Origin of the sequence: Pseudomonas sp. SM4 (assembly GCF_051913165.1) — a bacterium.
In the GTDB taxonomy this organism is placed as follows: domain Bacteria; phylum Pseudomonadota; class Gammaproteobacteria; order Pseudomonadales; family Pseudomonadaceae; genus Aquipseudomonas.
Window position 1 is genome coordinate 246,198 of sequence record NZ_JBODOE010000011.1, and the last position, 21,533, is coordinate 267,730.

Here is a 21,533-nt window from a genome sequence, read left to right on the forward strand (position 1 = left end):
TCATGTCAAAATTCTTTATCGACCGTCCGATTTTCGCCTGGGTAATTGCCCTGGTGATCATGTTGGTCGGGGCACTTTCGATCCTGAAATTGCCGATCAACCAGTACCCGAGCATTGCGCCTCCGGCCATTGCGATCTCCGTGACCTACCCGGGCGCTTCGGCGCAAACCGTGCAGGACACCGTGGTCCAGGTGATCGAGCAGCAGCTCAACGGTATCGACAACCTGCGTTATGTGTCCTCGGAAAGTAACTCCGACGGCAGCATGACCATCACCGCGACCTTCGAGCAAGGCACCAACTCCGACACCGCGCAGGTACAGGTTCAGAACAAGCTGAACCTGGCCACCCCGCTGTTGCCGCAGGAAGTGCAGCAACAAGGTATCCGCGTGACCAAGGCAGTGAAAAACTTCCTCTTGGTGATCGGCGTGGTATCGCGTGACGGCAGCATGACCAAGGACGACCTGTCCAACTACATCGTGTCGAACATGCAGGATCCGATCTCGCGGACCGCCGGTGTCGGTGACTTCCAGGTCTTCGGTGCCCAGTACGCGATGCGCATCTGGCTCGACCCGGCCAAGTTGAACAAGTACAACCTGACTCCAGGCGATGTCAGCACCGCGATCTCGGCACAGAACGTCCAGGTGTCTTCCGGTCAGCTCGGCGGTTTGCCGGCACTGCCTGGCCAGCAACTGAACGCCACGATCATCGGCAAGACACGTCTGCAGACTGCCGAGCAGTTCAAGGCAATTCTGCTGAAGGTCAACCAGGACGGCTCGCAAGTGCGTGTCGGCGACGTCGCTGACGTCGGTCTGGGCGGTGAAAACTCGAGCATTTCCGCGCAGTTCAACGGCAGCCCGGCCTCGGGTCTGGCGGTGAAGCTGGCCAACGGTGCCAACGCCCTCGACACCGCCAAAGCGCTGCGTAAGACGATTGACGACCTCAAGCCGTTCTTCCCGCAAGGCATGGAAGTGGTGTTCCCGTACGACACCACCCCGGTGGTGACCGAGTCGATCAAAGGTGTGGTTGAAACCCTGGTCGAAGCGATCGTGCTGGTGTTCCTGGTGATGTTCCTGTTCCTGCAGAACTTCCGCGCCACCGTCATCACCACGATGACCGTGCCGGTGGTATTGCTGGGTACATTCGGCATCCTCGCGGCGTTCGGTTTCAGCATCAACACCCTGACCATGTTCGGTATGGTGTTGGCCATCGGCTTGCTGGTGGACGATGCCATCGTCGTGGTGGAAAACGTCGAGCGGGTGATGAGCGAAGAAGGCCTGTCACCGAAGGAAGCAACCAAGAAGTCCATGGGCCAGATCCAGGGCGCACTGGTCGGCATTGCGCTGGTTCTGTCGGCGGTACTGCTGCCGATGGCGTTCTTCAGCGGCTCAACCGGTGTGATCTACAAGCAGTTCTCTATCACTATCGTCTCGGCCATGGCCCTGTCGGTAATGGTTGCGCTGATCTTCACCCCGGCCCTTTGCGCGACCATGCTCAAAGCGATTCCGAAAGGTGAACACGGCACGCCAAAGAAAGGTTTCTTCGGCTGGTTCAACCGCAACTTCGACCGTGGCGTGCAGAGCTATGAGCGCGGTGTCGGCAACATGCTGTCGCGCAAAGCACCGTACCTGCTGGCTTACCTGTTGATCGTGGTCGGCATGATCTGGCTGTTCACGCGCATTCCGACTGCGTTCCTGCCGGAAGAAGACCAGGGCGTACTGTTCGCCCAGGTGCAGACGCCGGCCGGTTCGAGTGCCGAGCGTACTCAAGTGGTGATCGACGAAATGCGCAGCTACCTGCTGGATAAAGAAGCAGGCGCAGTGTCCTCGGTGTTCACCGTGAACGGCTTCAACTTCGCCGGTCGCGGTCAGAGCTCGGGTCTGGCGTTCATCATGCTCAAGCCGTGGGACGAGCGTAACGCGGACAACAGCGTGTTTGCCCTGGCCCAACGTGCCCAGCAGCACTTCTTCACTTTCCGCGACGCGATGGTGTTTGCTTTCGCCCCGCCTGCGGTACTGGAGTTGGGTAACGCCACCGGTTTCGACGTGTTCCTGCAAGACCGCGCCGGTATCGGTCACGACAAGCTGATGGAAGCGCGTAACCAGTTCCTTGGCCTCGCCGCTCAGAGCAAGGTGCTCTATCAGGTGCGTCCGAACGGCCTGAACGATGAACCGCAATACCACTTGGAAATCGACGACGAGAAAGCCCAGGCCCTTGGCTTGAGCCTGACCGACATCAACAGCACGCTGTCGATCTCCTTCGGTAGTAGCTACGTCAACGACTTCATCGACCGTGGTCGTGTGAAGAAGGTTTACGTGCAAGGTCAGGCCGGTGCTCGCATGAGCCCGGAAGACTTGAAGAAATGGTACGTGCGCAACAACGCCGGGACCATGGTGCCGTTCTCCGCCTTCGCCAAAGGCGAGTGGATCTACGGTTCGCCGAAGCTGGCCCGTTACAACGGCGTGGAAGCGATGGAAGTGCTCGGTTCTCCGGCGCCGGGTTACTCCACCGGTGAAGCGATGGCCGAAGTCGAAGCGATTGCCAAGAAGCTGCCGGCGGGTGTCGGTATCTCCTGGACCGGTCTGTCCTATGAAGAACGTCTGTCGGGTTCGCAAGCGCCGGCGCTGTACGCCCTGTCGCTGCTGATGGTGTTCCTGTGTCTGGCGGCGCTGTACGAGAGCTGGTCGATTCCGATCGCCGTTATGCTCGTGGTACCGCTGGGTATCATCGGTGCACTGCTGGCCACCAGCCTGCGCGGTCTGTCCAACGACGTGTACTTCCAGGTGGGACTGTTGACGACCATCGGTCTGGCGGCCAAAAACGCCATTCTGATCGTCGAGTTCGCCAAGGAACTGCATGAACAGGGCCGCAGCCTGCGTGACGCGGCGATTGAAGCCTGCCGCATGCGTCTGCGACCGATCATCATGACGTCGCTGGCCTTCGTCCTCGGTGTTGTGCCGTTGGCGATCTCCACCGGCGCCGGTTCAGGCAGTCAGCACGCGATCGGTACCGGCGTGATTGGCGGTATGCTCACGGCAACGATCCTGGCGATCTTCTGGGTCCCACTGTTCTTCGTCACGGTTTCGTCCATCGGCCAGCGTAAAATCGCCGATCCAGATGACGATGCTAAAGAAACTCCTAAAGAGGCTGGCCAATGAGCAAGTCGCTACTCTCCATCGCAGTCGCCGCCTTCGTGCTGAGCGGTTGCTCGCTGATACCTGACTATCAGCAGCCTGAGGCTCCGGTCGCAGGTCAGTACCCGCAGGGGCCGGCGTATTCGCCGGCCCAGGCACCGGCGCAAGCCGCTGCCGAGCAGGGCTGGAAGCAGTTTTTCCACGACCCGGCCCTGCAACAGCTGATCCAGGTGTCCCTGGAAAACAACCGTGACCTGCGTGTCGCGGCACTGAACATCGACGCGTATGCGGCTCAATACCGCATTCAGCGTGCTGACCTGTACCCGGCGATTTCGGCCAATGGCACTGGCAGCCGTCAACGTCTCCCGGAGCGCGCTTCGCAGACCGGCGAGTCGATGATCAGCAGCTCGTACTCGGCCACCGTTGGCATCAGCGCCTACGAACTCGACCTGTTCGGTCGCGTTCGCAGCCTGAGCGAACAAGCGCTGCAACAATACTTCGCCACGGAAGAAGCGCGCCGCAGCACCCAGATCAGTCTGGTGGCCAGCGTCGCCAACGCTTACCTGACCTGGCAAGCGGACAAGGAACTGCTCAAGCTGACCCAAGACACCCTCGGTGCCTTTGAAGAAAGCTACAAGCTGACCAGCCGCAGCAACGAAGTCGGTGTCGCTTCGGCACTGGATCTGGCGCAGTCGCGCACTTCGGTGGAAAACGCCCGTGCGCAACTGGCGCGTTACACCCGCCAGGTCGCGCAGGACGAAAACAGCCTGACCCTGCTGCTCGGTACCGGTATCCCGGCCAACCTGCAAGCGGCCAAACCGCTGTCGGATGATCTGCTCAGCGACGTGCCGGCCGGTCTGCCATCGGATCTGCTGCAACGTCGTCCGGACATTCTGCAAGCCGAGCACAACCTGAAAGCGGCCAACGCCAACATCGGCGCGGCCCGTGCAGCGTTCTTCCCGAGCATCAGCCTGACCGCCAACGCGGGCACACTGAGCCCGGACCTGTCCGGTCTGTTCAAGGGTGGTTCGGGTACATGGCTGTTCTCGCCGCAGATCAACCTGCCGATCTTCAACGCCGGCAGCCTGCGCGCCAGCCTCGACTACGCCAAGATCCAGAAGGACATTGGCGTGGCGAACTACGAGAAGTCCATTCAAACGGCCTTCCAGGAAGTCGCCGACGGCCTGGCCGCCCGCCAGACCTACACCGAGCAGCTGCAAGCGCAGCGTGACTTCGTTCAGGCCAACCAGGATTACTACCGCCTGGCCGAGCGTCGTTACCGCATCGGTGTCGACAGCAACCTGACCTTCCTCGATGCCCAGCGTCAGCTGTTCAGCGCGCAACAAGCGCTGATCACCGACCGCCTCGCGCAGCTGACCAGTGCGGTCAACCTGTACAAGGCTTTGGGTGGCGGCTGGAATTCGCAAACCGCGAAGAACGAGCCGGTGAAAGAAGAAGCGCCGAAGATGAGATTGTTCTGATCATCATCCGGTAAAAACAAGAAGCCCACCGATTGGTGGGCTTTTTGTTGTGTCTGAGAAAGTTGTGGTGTCTGGACTGGCCCCATCGCTGGCAAGCCAGCTCCCACAATGTTCTGTGGTGTACCCAACATTGTGAACGACACAAAAACCTGTGGGAGCTGGCTTGCCAGCGATGACGTCCTCACATTCACCCCGAAACTCCGACCAAATCTTGCGTTCGATAATCGCCCAAAACCCGCTTCCGCCGATTGAATCCCCACCACCGCGCCCCGCACCATTCGATCCACAAAACCAATAACAACAGGTTCGACACCATGCTTTCGCGCCCTGCTCCGTCCGGCTGATCGCCGCCGCTCCGCCCCCTGAATCCATCGTATTTCTGCACCGCTAAAAACGGCCGCAGCGCCGCCGTTCGCCCTAAAAAAACAAGAGAGATTCCAGCTATGACTACCTCCCCCGCGCCTTACGCATTTCCCGGGCTGATCGCCCTGGCCCTGGCCGGCATCGCGCTGCCCGCTGCGGCCGAAGAAGCCGGTTTTATCGAAGGGGCCAAGGTCAACCTCAACCTGCGCAACTTCTACATCAACCGCAACTTCACCAACCCGACCAAGGCCCAGGGCAAGGCTGAAGAGTGGACCCAGAACTTCATTCTCGACGCCAAATCCGGCTTCACCCAAGGCACCGTCGGGTTCGGCATGGACGTGCTGGGTTTGTACTCGTTGAAACTCGATGGTGGCAAAGGCACGGGCGGCACGCAGTTGCTGCCACTGGATCATGACGGGCGCCCGGCTGACAACTTCGGCCGCACCAACGTCGCTTTCAAGGCCAAGCTTTCCCAGACCGAAGTAAAGGTCGGCGAATGGATGCCAGTGCTGCCGATCCTGCGTTCGGACGACGGTCGCTCGTTGCCACAAACCTTCCGTGGCGGCCAGATCACTTCGAAGGAAATCGACGGCCTGACCCTCTACGGCGGCCAGTTCCGCGCCAACAGCCCGCGCGACGACAGCAGCATGAGCGACATGTCGATGACCGGCAAAGCGGCGTTCACCTCTGATCGATTCAACTTTCAGGGCGGTGAGTATGTGTTCAACGACAAGCGCACACAGATCGGCTTATGGAACGCTGAACTCAAGGACATCTACAGCCAGCAATACGTCAACCTGACCCACAGCCAACCATTGGGCGACTGGACGCTGGGCGCCAACCTCGGTTTCTTCTACGGCAAGGACGACGGCAGCGCCCGCGCCGGCGATCTCGACAACAAGACCTGGTCGGGGATGTTCTCGGCCAGATACGGCGGCAACACCTTCTACGTCGGCCTGCAGAAACTTACCGGCGACAGCGCGTGGATGCGCGTCAACGGCACCAGCGGCGGCACGCTGGCCAACGACAGCTACAACGCCAGTTATGACAATGCCCAGGAACGTTCCTGGCAATTGCGCCACGACTACAACTTCGCCGCCATGGGCGTCCCCGGCCTGACCCTGATGAACCGCTACATCAGCGGCGACAACGTACACACCGGCACGATCACCGACGGCAAGGAGTGGGGCCGCGAATCGGAACTGGGCTACACCGTGCAGAGCGGCACGCTCAAGGACCTCAACGTCAGATGGCGCAACTCGACCATGCGCCGGGATTTCAGCAATAACGAGTTCGACGAGAATCGCCTGATCGTCAGCTACCCGATCAGCCTTCTCTAAACACAAACTCACCTCCTGTAGGAGCTGCCGCAGGCTGCGATCTTTTGACTTTGATCTTAAAAAACAAAATCAAAAGATCGCAGCCTTCGGCAGCTCCTACAGGGGGCTATGCCATTGGTCTGGATTAATGGCACTTTGCCGGGCGTCGAGTAGAGTGAAAAAACCTGAAGGACTCAGGTGTACGCCCTTCCCGCTTCCGTTATCTGTTGATGTTGGTCCCCTAAAGACTTGAGCCAGGCTGTCATCGGAAGACACTGTTGATCACCAGAGGACGACCTCATGATCACCCGACTCAAAGCAGTCCCTGACTGGAACGCCAAGGCGTACCAGCAGTTTTCCAAGCTCAGGCAACGTCCGGTCAATGAATTGCTCGACCGCGTCCACCTGCACAACCCCAGACGAATTGTTGACCTCGGTTGCGGCACCGGCATCGCCACGCGGTTGTTGGCCGAACGCTGGCCGCGCGCGCAGTTGCTGGGCATCGACAGCTCAGCGCAGATGCTCGACGAGGCGCGCGGCCTGCCGATCAACGCTTCATGGCAACAGTGCGACTTGCTTGACTGGCAGCCTGAACAACCGGCGGATCTGCTGTTTGCCGCCGCTGTGCTGCATTTCATCCATGGCCATGAAACGCTGCTGCCGAACCTGCTTGGTCAACTCAACGCGGGTGGTTGCCTGGCGGCGCATATGCCCGACTGGCGCGATGCGTTGTGGTATCGGCTGATGCTCGAAACACTCGACGACGGCGGTGTCGGCGGCACGCCGTTGGGCACGCCGGAACTGCGCCAGCGCATGGCGGCGCGGCCATTGTTGGCGCTGGAGGACTACTACCGATTGCTCGCGCCAATGACCTCGTCGCTGGATATCTGGGAGACCGAGCAGTTGCAGGTGGTTGACGGTAAATCGCCGGTGTATGACTGGGTGAAAGTGTCGGCGCTGCGGCCGGTGATGCAAGCGCTGAGTTCAGCAGAACAGGCGCGGTTTATTTATCACTTTCTGATGCGGGTGCACGCGCAGTATCCCCAGGAGGCGGACGGGCATACGTTGTTTGCGTTCAAGCGGATATTTATTGTCGCCACGGTTTGAAGAGCAAAAGATCGCAGCCTTCGGCAGCTCTTACAGGGGAACGCATTCCAAATGTAGGAGCTGCCGAAGGCTGCGATCTTTTTCGGTTTCAACCGTCACTCGCGGGATTCAACCCCCAGCTCATCCCACACCGCTTCGGCCAGATGAAACGTTGCATTCGCCGCCGGAATCCCGCAGTAGATCGCGCTCTGCATGATCACTTCCTTGATCTCGCCTCGACTCACGCCATTATTCGCCGCCGCGCGCAAATGCAGTTTCAGCTCGCCTTCGCGGTTCATGCCGATCAGCATGGCGATGGTGATCAAACTACGTGTGTGCCGAGGCAAGCCCGGACGCGTCCAGATATCGCCCCAGGCATGCCGGGTGATCATCTCCTGAAACTCCGAGTTGAACTCGGTCAGCGTGGTCAGGCTGCGATCGACATGCACATCGCCCAGCACCGCGCGGCGCACTTGCATGCCGTCGTCGTAACGTTGTTTCTCGTCCACGAAAATCCCCTTATCAGGCGTTTAAAAACGCCAACACGCGATCACTGAAATCCGCACCAGCCTGCACGTTGGACAGGTGCGCCGCATAGAACTCGGCGTACTCGGCGCCACGCACGTGCTCTTGAATAAAATGCCCACCGGACGGCGGCGTCACCGCATCTTCAGTGCCGGCAATCACCAGCAACGGCACGTTGATCGACGCCAGTTGCTCGCGGAAATCGGCATCTCGCACCGCCGCGCAATTGGCCGCATAACCTTCAGGCGAAGTGGCCGCAAGCATGTCGGTAATCTGCTTGGCCGCGGCCGGATGTGCAGCGGAAAAATCAGGCGTAAACCAACGGGCAATCGATGCATCACGCAGGGCAACCATCGCCGCCGCGCCGTCGCGCAGCACGGTTTCGATGCGCGGATTCCACACCGCCGGGTCGCCGATTTTTGCCGCCGTGTTGCAGACGATCAGCTTGTGCAGACGGTGACTGGCGTTGATCCCCAGCCACTGGCCGATCAGGCCGCCCATCGACAATCCGCAGAAATGTGCACGATCGATGTGCAGCGCATCCAGCAGACCAAGTACGTCGTGACCGAGTTGCTCGATGCTGTAGGGCCCTGGCGTCACCAGCGACTTGCCATGGCCACGAGTATCGAAACGCAGCACGCGAAAGTGCTCGGTGAACGCCGGCATCTGCGCGTCCCACATGTGCAGATCAGTGCCCAGCGAATTGGACAACACCAGCACCGGTGCATCGACCGGGCCCTCGATTTGATAGTGCAGTTCGCCATCGGCGAGTTGAACGAAAGCCACAGCCCTCTCCTTTCAGTCAGACAATGCGTTGTGTTCAGCCACCGCACGCTCGACCCAGACTTGCGCCTGACCGAGGTAATGGGCGGGGTTCAAAAGATGATCGAGTTCAGCACTGCTCAATTCGGCGGTGACTTGCGGTTCGTCACCGAGTACGGCGCGCAAATAGCGCTGTTCGGCCACCGCGCGTTTGCAGCATTGTTCGAGCAGGTGATGCGCGGTGTCGCGGCCAACCCGTTGCGCAAGGACAATGCTCACGGCTTCGGCCAGCACCAGCCCTTGGGTCAATTCGAGATTGCGCGCCATGCGTTCGGCGTCGACTTCCAGCCCTTGCGCCAACAACCGAGCCTGTTGCAGCGACCCCGAAACAAGGCAGCAAATCTCCGGCAAGGTTTCCCACTCGGCATGCCACAGACCGAGGCTACGCTCGTGCTCCTGCGGCATTGCGCTGAACAGCGTCGAGACCAGCCCCGGCACCCGCGTCGCCGCACCGATCAACACCGCAGCGCCCACCGGATTGCGTTTGTGCGGCATGGTCGACGAACCGCCCTTGCCCGGCGCCGAAGGCTCGAACACCTCGGCGGCTTCGGTCTGCATCAACAGGCTGATGTCGCGGCCGAATTTGCCGAGGCTGCCGGCGATCAAACCGAGCACCGCACCGAACTCCACCACGCGATCACGCTGGGTGTGCCACGGCTGTTCGGGCAAGGTCAGTTGCAGTTCTTCAGCCAGCGCTTCGGCAATCGGCATCGCCTGTTCGCCAAGTGCTGCAAGCGTCCCGGAGGCGCCGCCAAATTGCAGCACTAGCAGACGCGGTTTGAGTTCACGCAGACGCTGACGACTGCGAGTGACAGCGCCCAGCCATCCGGCGATTTTCATACCGAGGGTCACCGGCGTCGCGTGTTGCAGCCACGTGCGTCCGGCCAGCGGCGTCGCAGCATGACGTTGCGCCTGACTGGCGAGCGAATCGGCCAATTGCACCAGATCACTTTCAATCAATTCCAGCGCCTGACGCAATTGCAGCACCAGCCCGGAATCCATCACGTCCTGACTGGTCGCGCCCAAATGCACATAGCGCTCAGCCTCGGCATCGGCATCGGTAGCGGCAATCTGTTTGCCCAACGCCTTGACCAGCGGAATCGCCGAATTGCCGGCCGTGGCAATCGCCTCGCCCAGCGCGGCGAAGTCGTACAAACCTGCGTTGCAGGCCGCTGCAATCGGTGCAACGGCAGAGGCAGGAATCAACCCGACCCGCGCCTCTGCCCGAGCCAACGCTGCTTCGAAGTCGAGCATCGCCTGCACGCGGCCCTGATCGCAGAACACCTCACGCATATTGCGGGCAGTGAAATAGGCATCGAACAATTGATTGCCCGGTCGCTGAGTCATAAAAATCCTTGCCGGCGCGGGCCATCACGGCCCGCGCGCATCGGGTTAGAGGTCGTGGTGCAAGTACGCCGCCTGTTTCGGCAAGCGCAGACTGAACAGGAACGCGATCGCCATCATCACCGTCACGTACCAGTAGAAAGAATTTTCCATGCCGATGTTCTTCAGGCTCAGGGCGACGAATTCCGCCGAACCACCGAAGATCGCGTTGGCCACCGCATAGGCCAGACCGACGCCGAGGGCGCGGACTTCCGGCGGGAACATTTCGGCTTTCACCAGGCCGCTGATCGAGGTGTAGAAACTGACGATCGCCAGCGCCACGGTGATCAGCACAAACGCGAGGAACGGGCTGCTGACGCTTTTCAGGCTCAACAGAATCGGCACCGTGAACAGCGTACCCAGCGCGCCAAACCACAACATCGAGTTACGTCGGCCGATCTTGTCGGCGAGCATGCCGAACAGCGGCTGCATGCACATATACAGGAACAGCGCGCCGGTCATGATGTAGCTGGCGGTCTTGGCGTGCATGCCGGCGGTGTTGACCAGGTATTTCTGCATGTACGTGGTGAAGGTGTAGAAAATCAGCGAGCCACCGGCGGTGTAGCCGAGCACGGTGATGAACGCGGCTTTGTGATCGCGGAACAGCGCGCTGATGCTGCCAGCGTCTTTATGCGCGCGGGTTTCTTCGTTGGTGGTTTCTTTCAAGCTGCGACGCAGGAACAGCGAAATCAACGCCGCCACCGCACCGACCACAAACGGAATCCGCCAGCCGTAGGCGCGCAGGTCTTCTTCGGTGAGGAGCTGCTGCAGGATCACCACCAGCGACACCGCCAGCAGTTGCCCGCCGATCAGGGTCACGTACTGGAACGAGGCGAAAAATCCGCGCTGGCCCTTGAGGGCAACTTCGCTCATGTAGGTGGCGGTGGTGCCGTACTCGCCGCCGACCGACAGGCCTTGCAGCAGACGTGCGAACAGCAACAGGATCGGCGCCCAGACGCCAATGGTGTTGTAGGTTGGCAGACAGGCGATCAGCAACGAGCCAAAACACATCATCAGAATCGAGATGAGCATCGACTTCTTGCGCCCGTGCTTGTCAGCAACCCGGCCGAAAATCCAGCCACCGATCGGGCGCATCAGGAAGCCGGCAGCGAACACGCCGGCGGTGTTGACCAGTTGCACCGTCGGGTTGTCGGAGGGGAAAAACGCCGGGGCAAAATAGATCGCGCAAAAGGCGTAGACGTAGAAGTCGAACCATTCGACAAGGTTGCCGGACGAGGCGCCGACAATGGCAAAGATGCGCTTGCTGCGCTCTTCGCCGGTGTAATGGGAGGTGGTGGTTGTCATTGTTTTTCACTCGATAGGGACAGTGAGAGTCTAGACATACTTTGCAACAGTCCCGTTCCACATTGGATCATCACCCAGCTCTTGACCAGCCTTTGTGGCGAGGGGATTTATCCCGGATCGAGTGCGTAGCACTCGCAAACCCTACAACCTCGGTATTTCTGGTGCACCGAGATTTCAGGTTTTGGGGCTGCTTCGCAACCCGTCGGGGATAAATCCCCTCACCACAGATAGATCAACAGCTGCTCTATGTAGGAGCTGCCGCAGGCTGCGATCTTTTGATCTTAATAATCGAAGAACACCGTCTCGGCATCAGTGCCCTGCAGGATCACATTCCACTGGTAAACACCCGATTCATCCTTCTTCGCCAGCAAGGTCGCGCGGCGTTCAGCCGGCACGCACTCAAGCAACGGATCATCAACGTTGGCCGGCTCGCCTTCAAAGTAGATCCGCGTCAGCAAGTGCTTCACCAAGCCACGGGCAAACACCAGCACCACCAAATGCGGCGCCTGGGTCGAACCTTTCAGCCCCTCAACCGTACCCGGTTTGATCGTGGTAAAGCGAAACCGCCCTTCAGCATCCACCGGCACGCGGCCAAAGCCTTCAAAGTTCGGGTCGAGCGGTTTGTCCTGCTCATCTTCCGGGTGGTCGTACTTACCGGCAGCATTCGCCTGCCAGACTTCGAGCATGGCGTCGTTGACGACATCGCCATTGCCGTCCACCACTTGCCCGGTGATCGCCACGCGCTCACCGAGGGTTTGTTCGACAGTAAGGTCTTCGCGGTTCAGCCAGGTCAGGCCGATGTGGTAATACGGCCCGACGGTGTGGGACGTGGTCGCAGTCAGCGTCATCTTATTTCTCCATCGGCGTGGCTTCACGCCCGCGCAGCACGATGTCCCAGCGATAACCGAGGGCGTAGGACGGAATGGTTTTTTCCAGATCGAAACTGGCGATCAGGCGTTCCTTGGCCGAAGTGTCCGGCACGCAGTTGTAGATTGGGTCGTAGGCCAGCAGCGGGTCACCCGGGAAATACATTTGCGTGACCAGGCGCGTAAGAATGCTCGGCCCGAACAGCGAAAAGTGGATATGCGCCGGGCGCCACGCATTGTGGTGGTTGCCCCACGGATAGGCGCCAGGCTTGATGGTCTGGAACTGGTACCAACCATCGGCGTCGGTCACGGTGCGGCCGGTGCCGGTGAAGTTCGGGTCGAGCGGCGCATCGTGCAGATCGCGCTTGTGGTTATAGCGGCCGGCGGCGTTGGCCTGCCAGATCTCCACCAGAATCCCCGACACCGGCAGACCGTTTTCGTCCAGTACACGGCCGTGAATGATGATGCGTTCGCCCTGTGGCTCGCCCTCATGCTGGGCGGTCAGGTCGTTATCGGTGTCGCCTACACGTTCGGCGCCGATGGTCGGGCCGGTGATTTCCGACAGCGAGTGCGGCAGAAACACCAACGGCTTCGACGGCGAGCGCAGGTTGGTGGATTGATAGGTCGGGTGCAGGTACTCAGGCTGAGTGCCTTCCTGCGGACGACGGTAACCAGGCTTGTCAGACATGTCGCTTTCCTCTGTTCTTTTTCGTCACGGCTTGCGTCAGACGCGTTCGATGGCCAAAGCCAGACCTTGGCCGACACCGACGCACATGGTCGCCAGACCTTTCTTGCCACCGGTCTTTTCCAACTGATGCAGCGCGGTCAATACCAATCGCGCACCGCTCATGCCCAACGGGTGGCCGAGGGCAATCGCCCCACCGTTCGGGTTGACCTGCGCGGCGTCATCCGCCAGGCCCAGTTCACGCAGCACTGCCAAGCCTTGGCTGGCAAACGCTTCGTTGAGTTCGATCACGTCGAAATCGCTGACCGCTACGCCGAGGCGTTCGATCAATTTACGCACCGCTGGCACCGGGCCGATGCCCATCACGCGCGGCGCTACACCGGCACTGGCCATGCCGAGCACTTTGGCGCGGGCGGTCAGGCCATGTTTTTTCACCGCTTCGGCGGACGCCAGAATCAGCGCAGCGGCACCATCGTTGACGCCGGAGGCATTGCCGGCGGTGACGGTTTTGTCCGGGCCGTTGACCGGTTTCAGTTTAGTCAGCGCTTCTATTGTCGTGTCAGCACGCGGATGCTCGTCCTGGCTGACCACGGTTTCGCCCTTCTTGTGGGCGATCCGCACTTCGACGATTTCTTCAGCGAAGTAGCCGGCGGCCTGCGCGGCGGCAGTACGTTGCTGACTGCGCAGGGCAAAAGCGTCCTGATCGGCGCGCGAGACTTTATAGTCGTCGGCGACGTTGTCAGCGGTCTGCGGCATCGCGTCGACGCCGTATTGCGCCTTCATCAAAGGGTTGATGAAACGCCAGCCGATGGTGGTGTCTTCCAGTTTCATGTTGCGCGAAAACGCCGCGTCAGCCTTGCCCATCACGAACGGTGCGCGGGACATCGACTCGACGCCGCCGGCAATCGCCAGCTCCATCTCACCGCTGGCAATCGCACGAAATGCCGTGCCGATCGCGTCCATGCCCGAAGCACAAAGACGATTGAGGGTCACGCCCGGCACGCTTTCCGGCAGGCCTGCCAGCAGCAGCGCCATGCGCGCGACATTGCGGTTGTCTTCGCCGGCCTGGTTGGCGCAGCCGAGGAATACTTCGTCGATGGCGTTCCAGTCCACCGAGGGATTGCGCTCCATCAGGGCCTTGATCGGCACGGCGGCCAGATCATCGGCGCGCACGGCGGACAAACCGCCGCCGAAGCGGCCAATGGGTGTGCGAATCGCGTCGCAGATATAAACGTCACGCATCATGCTTCTCCTGGTGCCTGACCGTGGGCGGCGGCCGTGCGCGCTTCAAGATCGCGCAGTGCGGTCAGTTCTACTTCTGTTGGTTCTGCGGTGCTCTCGACGGTGTCGGCAAAACGAATTGCCCAACCGGTGGCCGCGACCACTTGCTCGCGGGTCACGCCCGGGTGCAGTGCGGTGACCACAAATTCGTGGGTGCCCTCTTCCGGCTCCATGATGCACAGGTCGGTGATGATGCCGACCGGCCCGGCGCCTGGCAGGCCCAGACGTTTGCGCGAGTCGCCGCCCTCGCCGTGACCGACCGAGGTGATGAAATCGAGCTTGTCGACAAACGAGCGCGCCGACTGTTTAAGGATGATCAATACGCTTTTCGCCGAGCCGGCAATTTCCGGCGCGCCACCGGCACCCGGCAGGCGCACTTTCGGCGAGAAATAATCGCCAACCACGGTGGTGTTGATGTTGCCGAAACGGTCGACCTGCGCAGCACCGAGAAAACCGACGTCGATGCGTCCGCCCTGCAACCAATAGCGAAAAATCTCGCCGGTCGGTACCACGGTGTCGGCGGTTTCCGCCAACTCGCCGTCACCGATGGACAGCGGCAGCACGCTCGGCTTGGCGCCAATCGGGCCCGATTCGTAGATCAGCACCACGTCTGGCGACGAGGTCAGGCGCGCCAGGTTGGCGGCTTTCGACGGCAGGCCGATGCCGACGAAGCACACCGAGCCGTTTTTCAGGCGACGGGCCGCGGCGACGGTCATCATTTCATTGGTGGTGTACGTCATTACTTGGCCTCCGAAGCAGCGGCCAACTTGGCCTGGAACGCGCTGAAGTCAGCGCAGCCATGGATGTATTCGTTGATCCACGCGGTAAACGTCTCACGGTCGCGGGCGATCGGATCCCACGCTTGATAGAAACGATTGTCGCGCTCGTTGTAACCGTGGGCGTAGGACGGATGTGCGCCACCGGGCACATGGCAGACCGCGCTCAGGGCCCAGGTCGGCAATACGCAGGAGTTCATCGGTGCGTTGAGGTTGTCGACGATTTCTTCGACGGTAACGATGCAGCGCTTGGCGGCCAGTGCAGCTTCCTTCTGCACGCCGAGAATGCCCCACAGCAGCACGTTGCCCTGACGGTCGGCTTTCTGTGCATGGATCACAGTCACGTCCGGGCGCACCGACGGCACCGCCGCCAACACTTCACCGGTGAACGGGCAGGTCACGGTTTTGATCAGCGGGTTGACCTTCGGCAGGTCGGAGCCGGCGTAGGCGCGCAGTACCGCGAACGGTAGGCCAGAAGCGCCGGCGACGTAGGCATTGGCCAGATCGGCGTGACTGTGCTCTTCGATTTCCAGCGGCTGCGGCCATTGTTTCTCGACCGCATCGCGCAGACGGTGCAGCGAACCCACACCAGGGTTGCCACCCCAGGAGAAAATCAGTTTGCGTGCACAACCGGCGCCGATTAATTGGTCGTAGATCAAGTCAGGCGTCATCCGCACCAGCGTCAGATCTTTCTTGCCCTGACGAATGATTTCATGGCCCGCAGCCGTGGGGATCAAGTGAGTGAAGCCTTCGAGTGCGACGGTGTCGCCGTCGTTGACGAATTGCTTCACCGCTTCGTTTAGCGAAAGGATCTCAGCCATGGAGCGGGCTCCTGTTTTTGTAATAAATCGCCAGTGATAAAAAGGCGCGAGGTTCAGCGCCGGAGTCACTGCAGATTAAGCCTGGGAAAATTGCCAAACAATCCGATAATCGACTGAGTGTTCGTTTATCGAACAGATTGTTGTTTCCCTATCGTTTCGTGTTGTCTGCAAAAGATCGCAGCCTTCGGCAGCTCCTACATGGGAATGTAAAACCCTGTAGGAGCTGCCGAAGGCTGCGATCTTTTCGCTTCACACCGCGATATCAGGTCGCATCCGCATGGCTGACCATGCCCTTGATCAACACCGCCGCCGTGGCCAACGCCGCCGGAATCACCAACGCCGTCAGCACCTGCTCGAAATTCCAGCCCAAGCCCAACAATGTCGCGCCCATCCACGCCCCGAGAATCGCGCCGAAGCGGCCAATCCCGAGCATCCACGACACGCCGGTCGCCCGCCCCTGCGTCGGATAAAACCGCGCGGCCAGCGACGGCATCGCCGATTGCGCACCGTTCACGCACATACCGGCCACCAACACCAAGGTCGCCAGCAACGTAATGTTGCCCAGGCTTTGCCCCACCGCGTAGGCAAACACCCCCGCCAGCAGGTAGAAAACGCCAATAACCTTGTGCGGATTGAAGCGATCCATCGCCCATCCCACGGCGACCGCGCTCAACACCCCGCCGAACTGGAACAACGCGCCGATAAACGCGGCTTGCTCCATGCTCGCGCCGCTGTCGCGCATCAGCGTCGGCAGCCAGCTGGTCAGCAGGTACACAATCACCAGGCCCATGAAGTAGGTCAGCCACAGCAGTAAGGTGCCGGTGCTGTAAGTGCCGGAGAAAATCACCGCAAAGACGTTACGTGCCTTGACGGTTTTCTGTTCCGGCACGCTGAAGCTCGAGGCCTGGGCGACAGTGACCGGATCAATTGGAGCCAAAGTCTTGCGAACCTTGTCGGTGCCACGGTTACGGACTACAAGGTAGCGCGCCGATTCCGGCAGCCAGAACAGCAGCACCACGGCGAGGATCAACGGCAGGATCCCGCCGATCATCAGCAGACTGTGCCAGCCGAACGCCGGGATCAGCTTGGCGGAAATGAACCCGCCACCGGCCATGCCGAGGTTGAAACCGCAGAACATGCTGGTCACCAGCAGCGATTTCTTGCGCTCCGGGGTGTATTCCGAGAGCAGCGTGGTGGCATTGGGCATGCCCGCGCCCAGGCCGAGGCCGGTGAGGAAACGCAGTACCAGCAGTTGTTCGACGTTGGTGCTGTACGCCGACGCCAGACTGAAAGCACCGAACAGCACCACGGCGCCGACGAGTACGACTTTTCGCCCGAAGCGGTCAGCCAAAGGACCGGAGCCGAGTGCGCCGAAGACCATGCCGATCAACGCGGCGCTCATCACCGGGCCGAGGCTGGCGCGGTCGATGCCCCAGTCCTGCGACAACGCTGGGGCAATGAAGCCCATCGCGGCGGTATCGAGGCCATCGAGGAAGACAATCAGGAAACACAGGATCACCACTCGCCACTGATAGCGCGAGATCGGTTGGGCATTGATGAAGGTCTGCACGTCGAGGCATTGACCTACAGCGGACTGAGGCTGGTTCATTATTTTTATTCCACGCAAAAAACGCAGTCGAACGGCGGCCGGCCAAAACACGGCACGGGCACAAGAATTGAAGGTCTGGATCAGGCGTTGCGGTGAACCCGGCAACAGCGGGTGGAGCGGAGACAGTCGGAGAGCGTGCGCATGGTCAGTTGCCTCTTGTCATTATTATCGGAGTCGCAGTCCGGCGGGCTCATTCACATCGGCGCCGGATGACGCTGCCGCGACATTAATGATCCGGGGGTTTTAGCGTCAATTCGATAAACGCAACACTGTGCGTTTATCGAACAGCTTCCTCAGGCAAACAACTGCGCGCTGAGGTCGCGGCTGGCGCTGAGCAGGCCTGGCAGGAAGCGCTGCTCAAGCTCGGTGCGGCTGACGCGACCGGCGTGGGTGCTGACGTTGAGCGCCGCCACCACTTGGCCCGAAGCGTCGTAGACCGGTACGGCAATCGAGCGCAGGCCTTGCTCCAATTCCTGATCGACGATGCACCAACCCTGCTGCCGCACTTCCTGCAGGCATTCGAGCAACGCCTCGGGGGTGTGGATCGTGCGGCTGGTCTTGGCCACGAGTTCAGCGTGGTCGAGGTATTCGCCGAGCGAGGTGTCGTCGAGTGCCGCCAGCAGGATCCGCCCCATCGACGTGCAATAGGCCGGCAGACGCCCGCCCACCGACAGGTCAACCGAAATCAGCCGTTGCGTGGTCGCCGAACGCGCGATGTAGAGGATGTCGTCGCCCTCTAGCGTGGCCATATTGCAGGCTTCGTGCAGTTGCTCGCTCATGCGGTCGAGGTACGGCTGGGCCGAGACCGCCAGCGGCGTCGAAGACAAGTAGGCATGGCCGAGGGTCAGCACTTTGGGCAGCAGCGAGTAGGTGCGTCCGTCGGTGGTGGCGTAGCCGAGTTTGATCAAGGTGTGTAGGCAACGGCGCACGGCCGCGCGGGGAATTTCCGTGCGATGGCTGATTTGCGCGATGGTCAGGTGACGTTTGCGCTCCTGAAACGCCTGCACCACCGCCAGGCCACGGGCCAGCGACGTCATGAAATCCGGATCACCGGTCAGCGCCTGGATCCGTTTGGCCGGCGAGGCGACGATCGGCGGCGCCACGGAGGTGAAGGAATTGCGCATTTGATCGTTCATTTATTGTCCTTTTATCCGGCACAGATCAACGGGCTATACAAACGGCTCGTGGGCAGATGCACAAGCGTCGAGCCATCAACATTGGGCGATTATCGAACCGTCGACCGATAATCGCAATCGACCCGCATGGCTGTCCCCACCATTTGAGACGCTTGTTCAACTTTTACCGGTCAATTGAAACGCGGTTTAGTTCATCGACTAAATGGCGCCAAAAACAGATCGCGGCCAAGTAAACGTTTGCCTGTATTTGAACTACCCCTAAAAGTTGCGCGTCACAAAACAATCACACATCCGGAACCGTTTTTAACTTGGCAAAGATAGTCAATCCTGAATCGACCGCTATAATGCGTTCAGTGGGGCCGCGTTTTTAATCGCCGTGGCCGCCACTTGCTGACGCGATGTCCATCGCCGACAGCCCCGGCCAGCGCCTGACGCTCATCACCCATGTAACGCCAGCGCTTGCTGAAACAGGACACTGAAGCTGCGTCAGTTTTAATCTGGTGCCGTAGCCGCCTGTAACACGGAAGTCTTGATCGCCCGCCGATTTCAGTAATGCCTGCACAGGCGTTGCGATGTCGAGGGGGCTGCTCAATTGATTCGTTGCAGTGCGTTTCACCAGACATTTAACTCAACTCATACAGGTAGCACTGTGACGAAAGACGAACTGCGCGCGGAACTTGAGCGCCAGGAACAACGTTACAAGGAAGTTTACGGCGGGGAAGTCACCACCTACGCCGCTCAACCAGAACCGGAACGCAAGGCATGGCGTAAGCGCCCTACCGTTCAGGATCAGGTCTTCAAGCAGGAAATTGAAAAGATCGAAAAGGAACTCAAAGCCGAAGAGCCTTGAGCCACGGTTTTTCGCATCTTTAAAAGGTCAGCGTACGCACCGGCTACAAGCGCGGTGGAACGACGATGCCTTGCGCGCCCGCTACCCGCGGGCAGCGGCCATCTCCCTGTCTGACAGGCTGAAACCAGGCGCCCTACAGGTTTCACAGATATTTCAGACAAGCGTTTGAGCCGTCGATACGCCTGCAAAAACACCCCACTCAGAAGTCTTTAATCAATAAAATCAATGACTTGAAAAACCCTGCGCCACGCTTGGTTTTCATCTGCTGCAACAAATTAAATTGAAGAAGAGTGTTACCGATGAGCAGGTAGGGGATCGATTTCGAGACTTTTCTGGCATAATCGCGCCCCCTTACGACCGGGTCAGAAAACCTTCATGATCGATTTATTCAGCGGACTGGATGCTTGGGTGCTTGTGAGCCTCTTGCTCGCCCTGACTTTTGTCCTCGCCTTCGAGTTCATCAATGGATTTCATGACACCGCTAACGCGGTAGCCACTGTTATCTACACCAAAGCCATGCCGCCTCATCTGGCAGTGTTCTTTTCCGGTGTGTTCAATTTCCTCGGCGTGCTGCTGGGTGGCGTTGGCGTGGCGTATGCCATTGTCCATTTGCTGCCGGTGGAACTGCTGATCAATGTGAACACCGGCCATGGTCTGGCGATGGTGTTCTCGTTGCTCGCCGCGGCAATCACCTGGAATCTCGGCACCTGGTACTTCGGTATCCCGGCGTCCAGCTCGCACACGCTGATCGGCTCGATCCTCGGTGTCGGCCTGGCCAATGCCCTGATCAACGATATCCCGTTGGCTGACGGCGTGAACTGGCAGAAAGCGATCGATATCGGCGCCTCGCTGGTGTTCTCGCCAATGGCCGGCTTCCTGATCGCGGCACTGGTGCTGATCGGCCTGAAATGGTGGCGTCCACTGTCGAAAATGCACAAGACGCCGGAACAGCGCCGCAAGCTTGACGACAAGAAGCACCCACCGTTCTGGAACCGTCTGGTCCTGGTGATCTCGGCCATGGCCGTGAGCTTCGTGCACGGTTCCAACGATGGCCAGAAAGGCATCGGCCTGATCATGCTGGTGTTGATCGGTATCGTTCCGGCGCAGTTCGTTCTCGACCTGAACAGCACCACTTACCAGATCGAACGCACCCGCGATGCCACCCTGCACCTGAGCCAGTTCTACCAGCGCAACGCCGATTCGCTGGGTGAATTCCTGGCCCTGGGCAAAAGCGTGGAAGGCGACCTGCCGGAGAAATTCCGCTGCAACCCGCAGCAGACCGAACCGACCATTTCCGCCCTGCTGCATACGCTCAAAGGTGTCGCGGACTACCACTCGCTGTCCTCGGACAGCCGTGTAGAAGTTCGTCGCTACCTGCTCTGCCTGGACGATACCGCGAAGAAAGTCAGCAAGTTGCCGGTTCTGGATGCCCGTGAAAAGGCTGACCTCGACAAGCTGCGCAAAGACCTGACCACCACCACCGAATACGCGCCGTTCTGGGTGATTCTGGCGGTTGCACTGGCTTTGGGCCTGGGCACCATGGTGGGTTGGAAACGTGTGGTGCTGACCATTGGTGAGAAGATCGGCAAGCAAGGCATGACCTATTCTCAGGGCATGTCGGCGCAGATCACGACGGCCAGTTTGATTGGTCTGGCCAACATCTTCAGTCTGCCGGTGTCGACCACTCACGTTCTGTCTTCGGGCGTGGCGGGCACCATGGTCGCTAACAAGAGCGGTCTGCAGGGTGGCACGGTTCGTACGATTCTTCTGGCATGGGTGTTGACCCTGCCTGCGACGGTTGGGCTGTCGGCTGGGTTGTTCTGGCTGGCTTCGAAGGCGTTGGGTAGTTGATAGATAGCTGTACGTGAAAAAGGCGCGATTCGAGAGGATCGCGCCTTTTTTTTGGTTTTGGTTTTGGGGGCATATCCGTTGCTGCGGGTGCTGCCGCTGGCGGTTTCGCTCTTACAGCGACTCACTTTTCCAGACGCCGAAAAGTAAGCAAAAGGCTTTGCCCCTAGCGTACGGCACTTCGCTGAGGCTCAGTGTTCCCTCGCTACGGTGTCCATCCGGGGGCATCGCCTACGGTTTGCTGCG

Annotated in this window: 18 protein-coding genes; 6 read left to right on the forward strand and 12 right to left on the reverse strand. The window is 60.0% G+C overall.

What is annotated here, in order from left to right; translation table 11 throughout:
* Window positions 1-2 precede the first annotated feature (2 nt).
* From emhB to ACQ4MY_RS21300, 4 genes are all read left to right on the forward strand, one after another.
* Window positions 3-3,155, forward strand: coding sequence for an efflux RND transporter permease subunit EmhB (gene emhB / locus ACQ4MY_RS21285; RefSeq protein ID WP_008080102.1), 3,153 nt, complete (start codon window positions 3-5; stop codon window positions 3,153-3,155).
* Window positions 3,152-4,612 carry an efflux RND transporter outer membrane subunit EmhC gene (gene emhC / locus ACQ4MY_RS21290; protein WP_440096374.1) on the forward strand — a complete coding sequence of 487 codons (1,461 nt, stop codon included), beginning with the start codon at window positions 3,152-3,154 and terminating at the stop codon, window positions 4,610-4,612. The genes emhB and emhC overlap by 4 nt, the downstream gene beginning before the upstream one ends.
* A 443-nt stretch (window positions 4,613-5,055) precedes the next feature.
* Window positions 5,056-6,315 (forward strand): OprD family porin, encoded by a 1,260-nt coding sequence (locus tag ACQ4MY_RS21295; protein WP_440096375.1) that lies wholly within the window; start codon window positions 5,056-5,058, stop codon window positions 6,313-6,315.
* Window positions 6,316-6,594: 279 nt separating this feature from the next.
* Window positions 6,595-7,401 (forward strand): methyltransferase domain-containing protein, encoded by an 807-nt coding sequence (locus ACQ4MY_RS21300; RefSeq protein ID WP_440096376.1) that lies wholly within the window; start codon window positions 6,595-6,597, stop codon window positions 7,399-7,401.
* A 95-nt stretch (window positions 7,402-7,496) separates the two neighbouring features.
* Here ACQ4MY_RS21300 and pcaC read toward each other — a convergent pair whose 3' ends face one another.
* From pcaC to ACQ4MY_RS21360, 12 genes are all read right to left on the reverse strand, one after another.
* Window positions 7,497-7,889 carry a 4-carboxymuconolactone decarboxylase gene (pcaC, locus tag ACQ4MY_RS21305; RefSeq protein ID WP_440096377.1) on the reverse strand — a complete coding sequence of 131 codons (393 nt, stop codon included), beginning with the start codon at window positions 7,887-7,889 and terminating at the stop codon, window positions 7,497-7,499.
* Between the two features lie 13 nt (window positions 7,890-7,902).
* Window positions 7,903-8,691 carry a 3-oxoadipate enol-lactonase gene (pcaD, locus tag ACQ4MY_RS21310; protein WP_440096378.1) on the reverse strand — a complete coding sequence of 263 codons (789 nt, stop codon included), beginning with the start codon at window positions 8,689-8,691 and terminating at the stop codon, window positions 7,903-7,905.
* A 12-nt stretch (window positions 8,692-8,703) separates the two neighbouring features.
* A complete protein-coding gene (locus ACQ4MY_RS21315) occupies window positions 8,704-10,074 on the reverse strand; it encodes a 3-carboxy-cis,cis-muconate cycloisomerase (protein ID WP_440096379.1) in 1,371 nt (456 codons plus the stop codon).
* A gap of 45 nt (window positions 10,075-10,119) precedes the next feature.
* A complete protein-coding gene (locus ACQ4MY_RS21320) occupies window positions 10,120-11,415 on the reverse strand; it encodes an MFS family transporter (RefSeq protein ID WP_440096380.1) in 1,296 nt (431 codons plus the stop codon).
* A 281-nt stretch (window positions 11,416-11,696) separates the two neighbouring features.
* Window positions 11,697-12,263, reverse strand: coding sequence for a protocatechuate 3,4-dioxygenase subunit alpha (pcaG, locus tag ACQ4MY_RS21325; protein ID WP_440096381.1), 567 nt, complete (start codon window positions 12,261-12,263; stop codon window positions 11,697-11,699).
* A gap of 1 nt (window position 12,264) precedes the next feature.
* Window positions 12,265-12,969 (reverse strand): protocatechuate 3,4-dioxygenase subunit beta, encoded by a 705-nt coding sequence (gene pcaH, locus ACQ4MY_RS21330; protein WP_440096382.1) that lies wholly within the window; start codon window positions 12,967-12,969, stop codon window positions 12,265-12,267.
* Window positions 12,970-13,005: 36 nt separating this feature from the next.
* Window positions 13,006-14,211, reverse strand: coding sequence for a 3-oxoadipyl-CoA thiolase (gene pcaF / locus ACQ4MY_RS21335; RefSeq protein WP_258709367.1), 1,206 nt, complete (start codon window positions 14,209-14,211; stop codon window positions 13,006-13,008).
* Window positions 14,208-14,987: a CoA-transferase subunit beta gene (locus tag ACQ4MY_RS21340; RefSeq protein WP_008080085.1), complete on the reverse strand. Its 780-nt coding sequence runs from the start codon at window positions 14,985-14,987 to the stop codon at window positions 14,208-14,210. Before ACQ4MY_RS21340 ends, pcaF begins: the two co-directional genes overlap by 4 nt.
* The gene (locus ACQ4MY_RS21345) at window positions 14,987-15,844 is read right to left on the reverse strand and encodes a CoA transferase subunit A (protein WP_440096383.1); all 858 of its coding nucleotides are present in this window, start codon (window positions 15,842-15,844) and stop codon (window positions 14,987-14,989) included. The genes ACQ4MY_RS21340 and ACQ4MY_RS21345 overlap by 1 nt, the downstream gene beginning before the upstream one ends.
* Before the next feature lie 262 nt (window positions 15,845-16,106).
* Window positions 16,107-17,453 carry an MFS transporter gene (locus tag ACQ4MY_RS21350; RefSeq protein WP_008080080.1) on the reverse strand — a complete coding sequence of 449 codons (1,347 nt, stop codon included), beginning with the start codon at window positions 17,451-17,453 and terminating at the stop codon, window positions 16,107-16,109.
* Between the two features lie 293 nt (window positions 17,454-17,746).
* Entirely contained in the window at window positions 17,747-18,589 is an 843-nt protein-coding gene (gene pcaR / locus ACQ4MY_RS21355; RefSeq protein WP_008080069.1) for a pca regulon transcriptional regulator PcaR, read from the reverse strand.
* A 367-nt stretch (window positions 18,590-18,956) separates the two neighbouring features.
* Window positions 18,957-19,205 (reverse strand): hypothetical protein, encoded by a 249-nt coding sequence (locus ACQ4MY_RS21360; protein WP_440096384.1) that lies wholly within the window; start codon window positions 19,203-19,205, stop codon window positions 18,957-18,959.
* Between the two features lie 33 nt (window positions 19,206-19,238).
* On the opposite strand from ACQ4MY_RS21360, the gene ACQ4MY_RS21365 reads away from it, so the two are divergent.
* The gene (locus tag ACQ4MY_RS21365; protein WP_008080067.1) at window positions 19,239-19,439 is read left to right on the forward strand and encodes a hypothetical protein; all 201 of its coding nucleotides are present in this window, start codon (window positions 19,239-19,241) and stop codon (window positions 19,437-19,439) included.
* A 375-nt stretch (window positions 19,440-19,814) separates the two neighbouring features.
* Window positions 19,815-21,290, forward strand: a complete 1,476-nt coding sequence (locus ACQ4MY_RS21370; RefSeq protein ID WP_158829284.1) for an inorganic phosphate transporter — start codon at window positions 19,815-19,817, stop codon at window positions 21,288-21,290.
* Window positions 21,291-21,533: the final 243 nt, after the last annotated feature.

What these genes read in the sequence shown, in the direction of transcription:
- ACQ4MY_RS21340 (WP_008080085.1), bottom strand. Translation starts at nt 14,987, where the DNA reads ATGACGTACACCACCAATGAAATGATGACCGTCGCCGCGGCCCGTCGC.
- ACQ4MY_RS21370 (WP_158829284.1), top strand. Translation starts at nt 19,815, where the DNA reads ATGATCGATTTATTCAGCGGACTGGATGCTTGGGTGCTTGTGAGCCTC.
- ACQ4MY_RS21350 (WP_008080080.1), bottom strand. Translation starts at nt 17,453, where the DNA reads ATGAACCAGCCTCAGTCCGCTGTAGGTCAATGCCTCGACGTGCAGACC.
- ACQ4MY_RS21320 (WP_440096380.1), bottom strand. Translation starts at nt 11,415, where the DNA reads ATGACAACCACCACCTCCCATTACACCGGCGAAGAGCGCAGCAAGCGC.
- emhB (WP_008080102.1), top strand. Translation starts at nt 3, where the DNA reads ATGTCAAAATTCTTTATCGACCGTCCGATTTTCGCCTGGGTAATTGCC.
- ACQ4MY_RS21300 (WP_440096376.1), top strand. Translation starts at nt 6,595, where the DNA reads ATGATCACCCGACTCAAAGCAGTCCCTGACTGGAACGCCAAGGCGTAC.
- ACQ4MY_RS21315 (WP_440096379.1), bottom strand. Translation starts at nt 10,074, where the DNA reads ATGACTCAGCGACCGGGCAATCAATTGTTCGATGCCTATTTCACTGCC.
- pcaR (WP_008080069.1), bottom strand. Translation starts at nt 18,589, where the DNA reads ATGAACGATCAAATGCGCAATTCCTTCACCTCCGTGGCGCCGCCGATC.
- ACQ4MY_RS21345 (WP_440096383.1), bottom strand. Translation starts at nt 15,844, where the DNA reads ATGGCTGAGATCCTTTCGCTAAACGAAGCGGTGAAGCAATTCGTCAAC.
- emhC (WP_440096374.1), top strand. Translation starts at nt 3,152, where the DNA reads ATGAGCAAGTCGCTACTCTCCATCGCAGTCGCCGCCTTCGTGCTGAGC.
- pcaG (WP_440096381.1), bottom strand. Translation starts at nt 12,263, where the DNA reads ATGACGCTGACTGCGACCACGTCCCACACCGTCGGGCCGTATTACCAC.
- pcaF (WP_258709367.1), bottom strand. Translation starts at nt 14,211, where the DNA reads ATGATGCGTGACGTTTATATCTGCGACGCGATTCGCACACCCATTGGC.
- pcaH (WP_440096382.1), bottom strand. Translation starts at nt 12,969, where the DNA reads ATGTCTGACAAGCCTGGTTACCGTCGTCCGCAGGAAGGCACTCAGCCT.
- ACQ4MY_RS21295 (WP_440096375.1), top strand. Translation starts at nt 5,056, where the DNA reads ATGACTACCTCCCCCGCGCCTTACGCATTTCCCGGGCTGATCGCCCTG.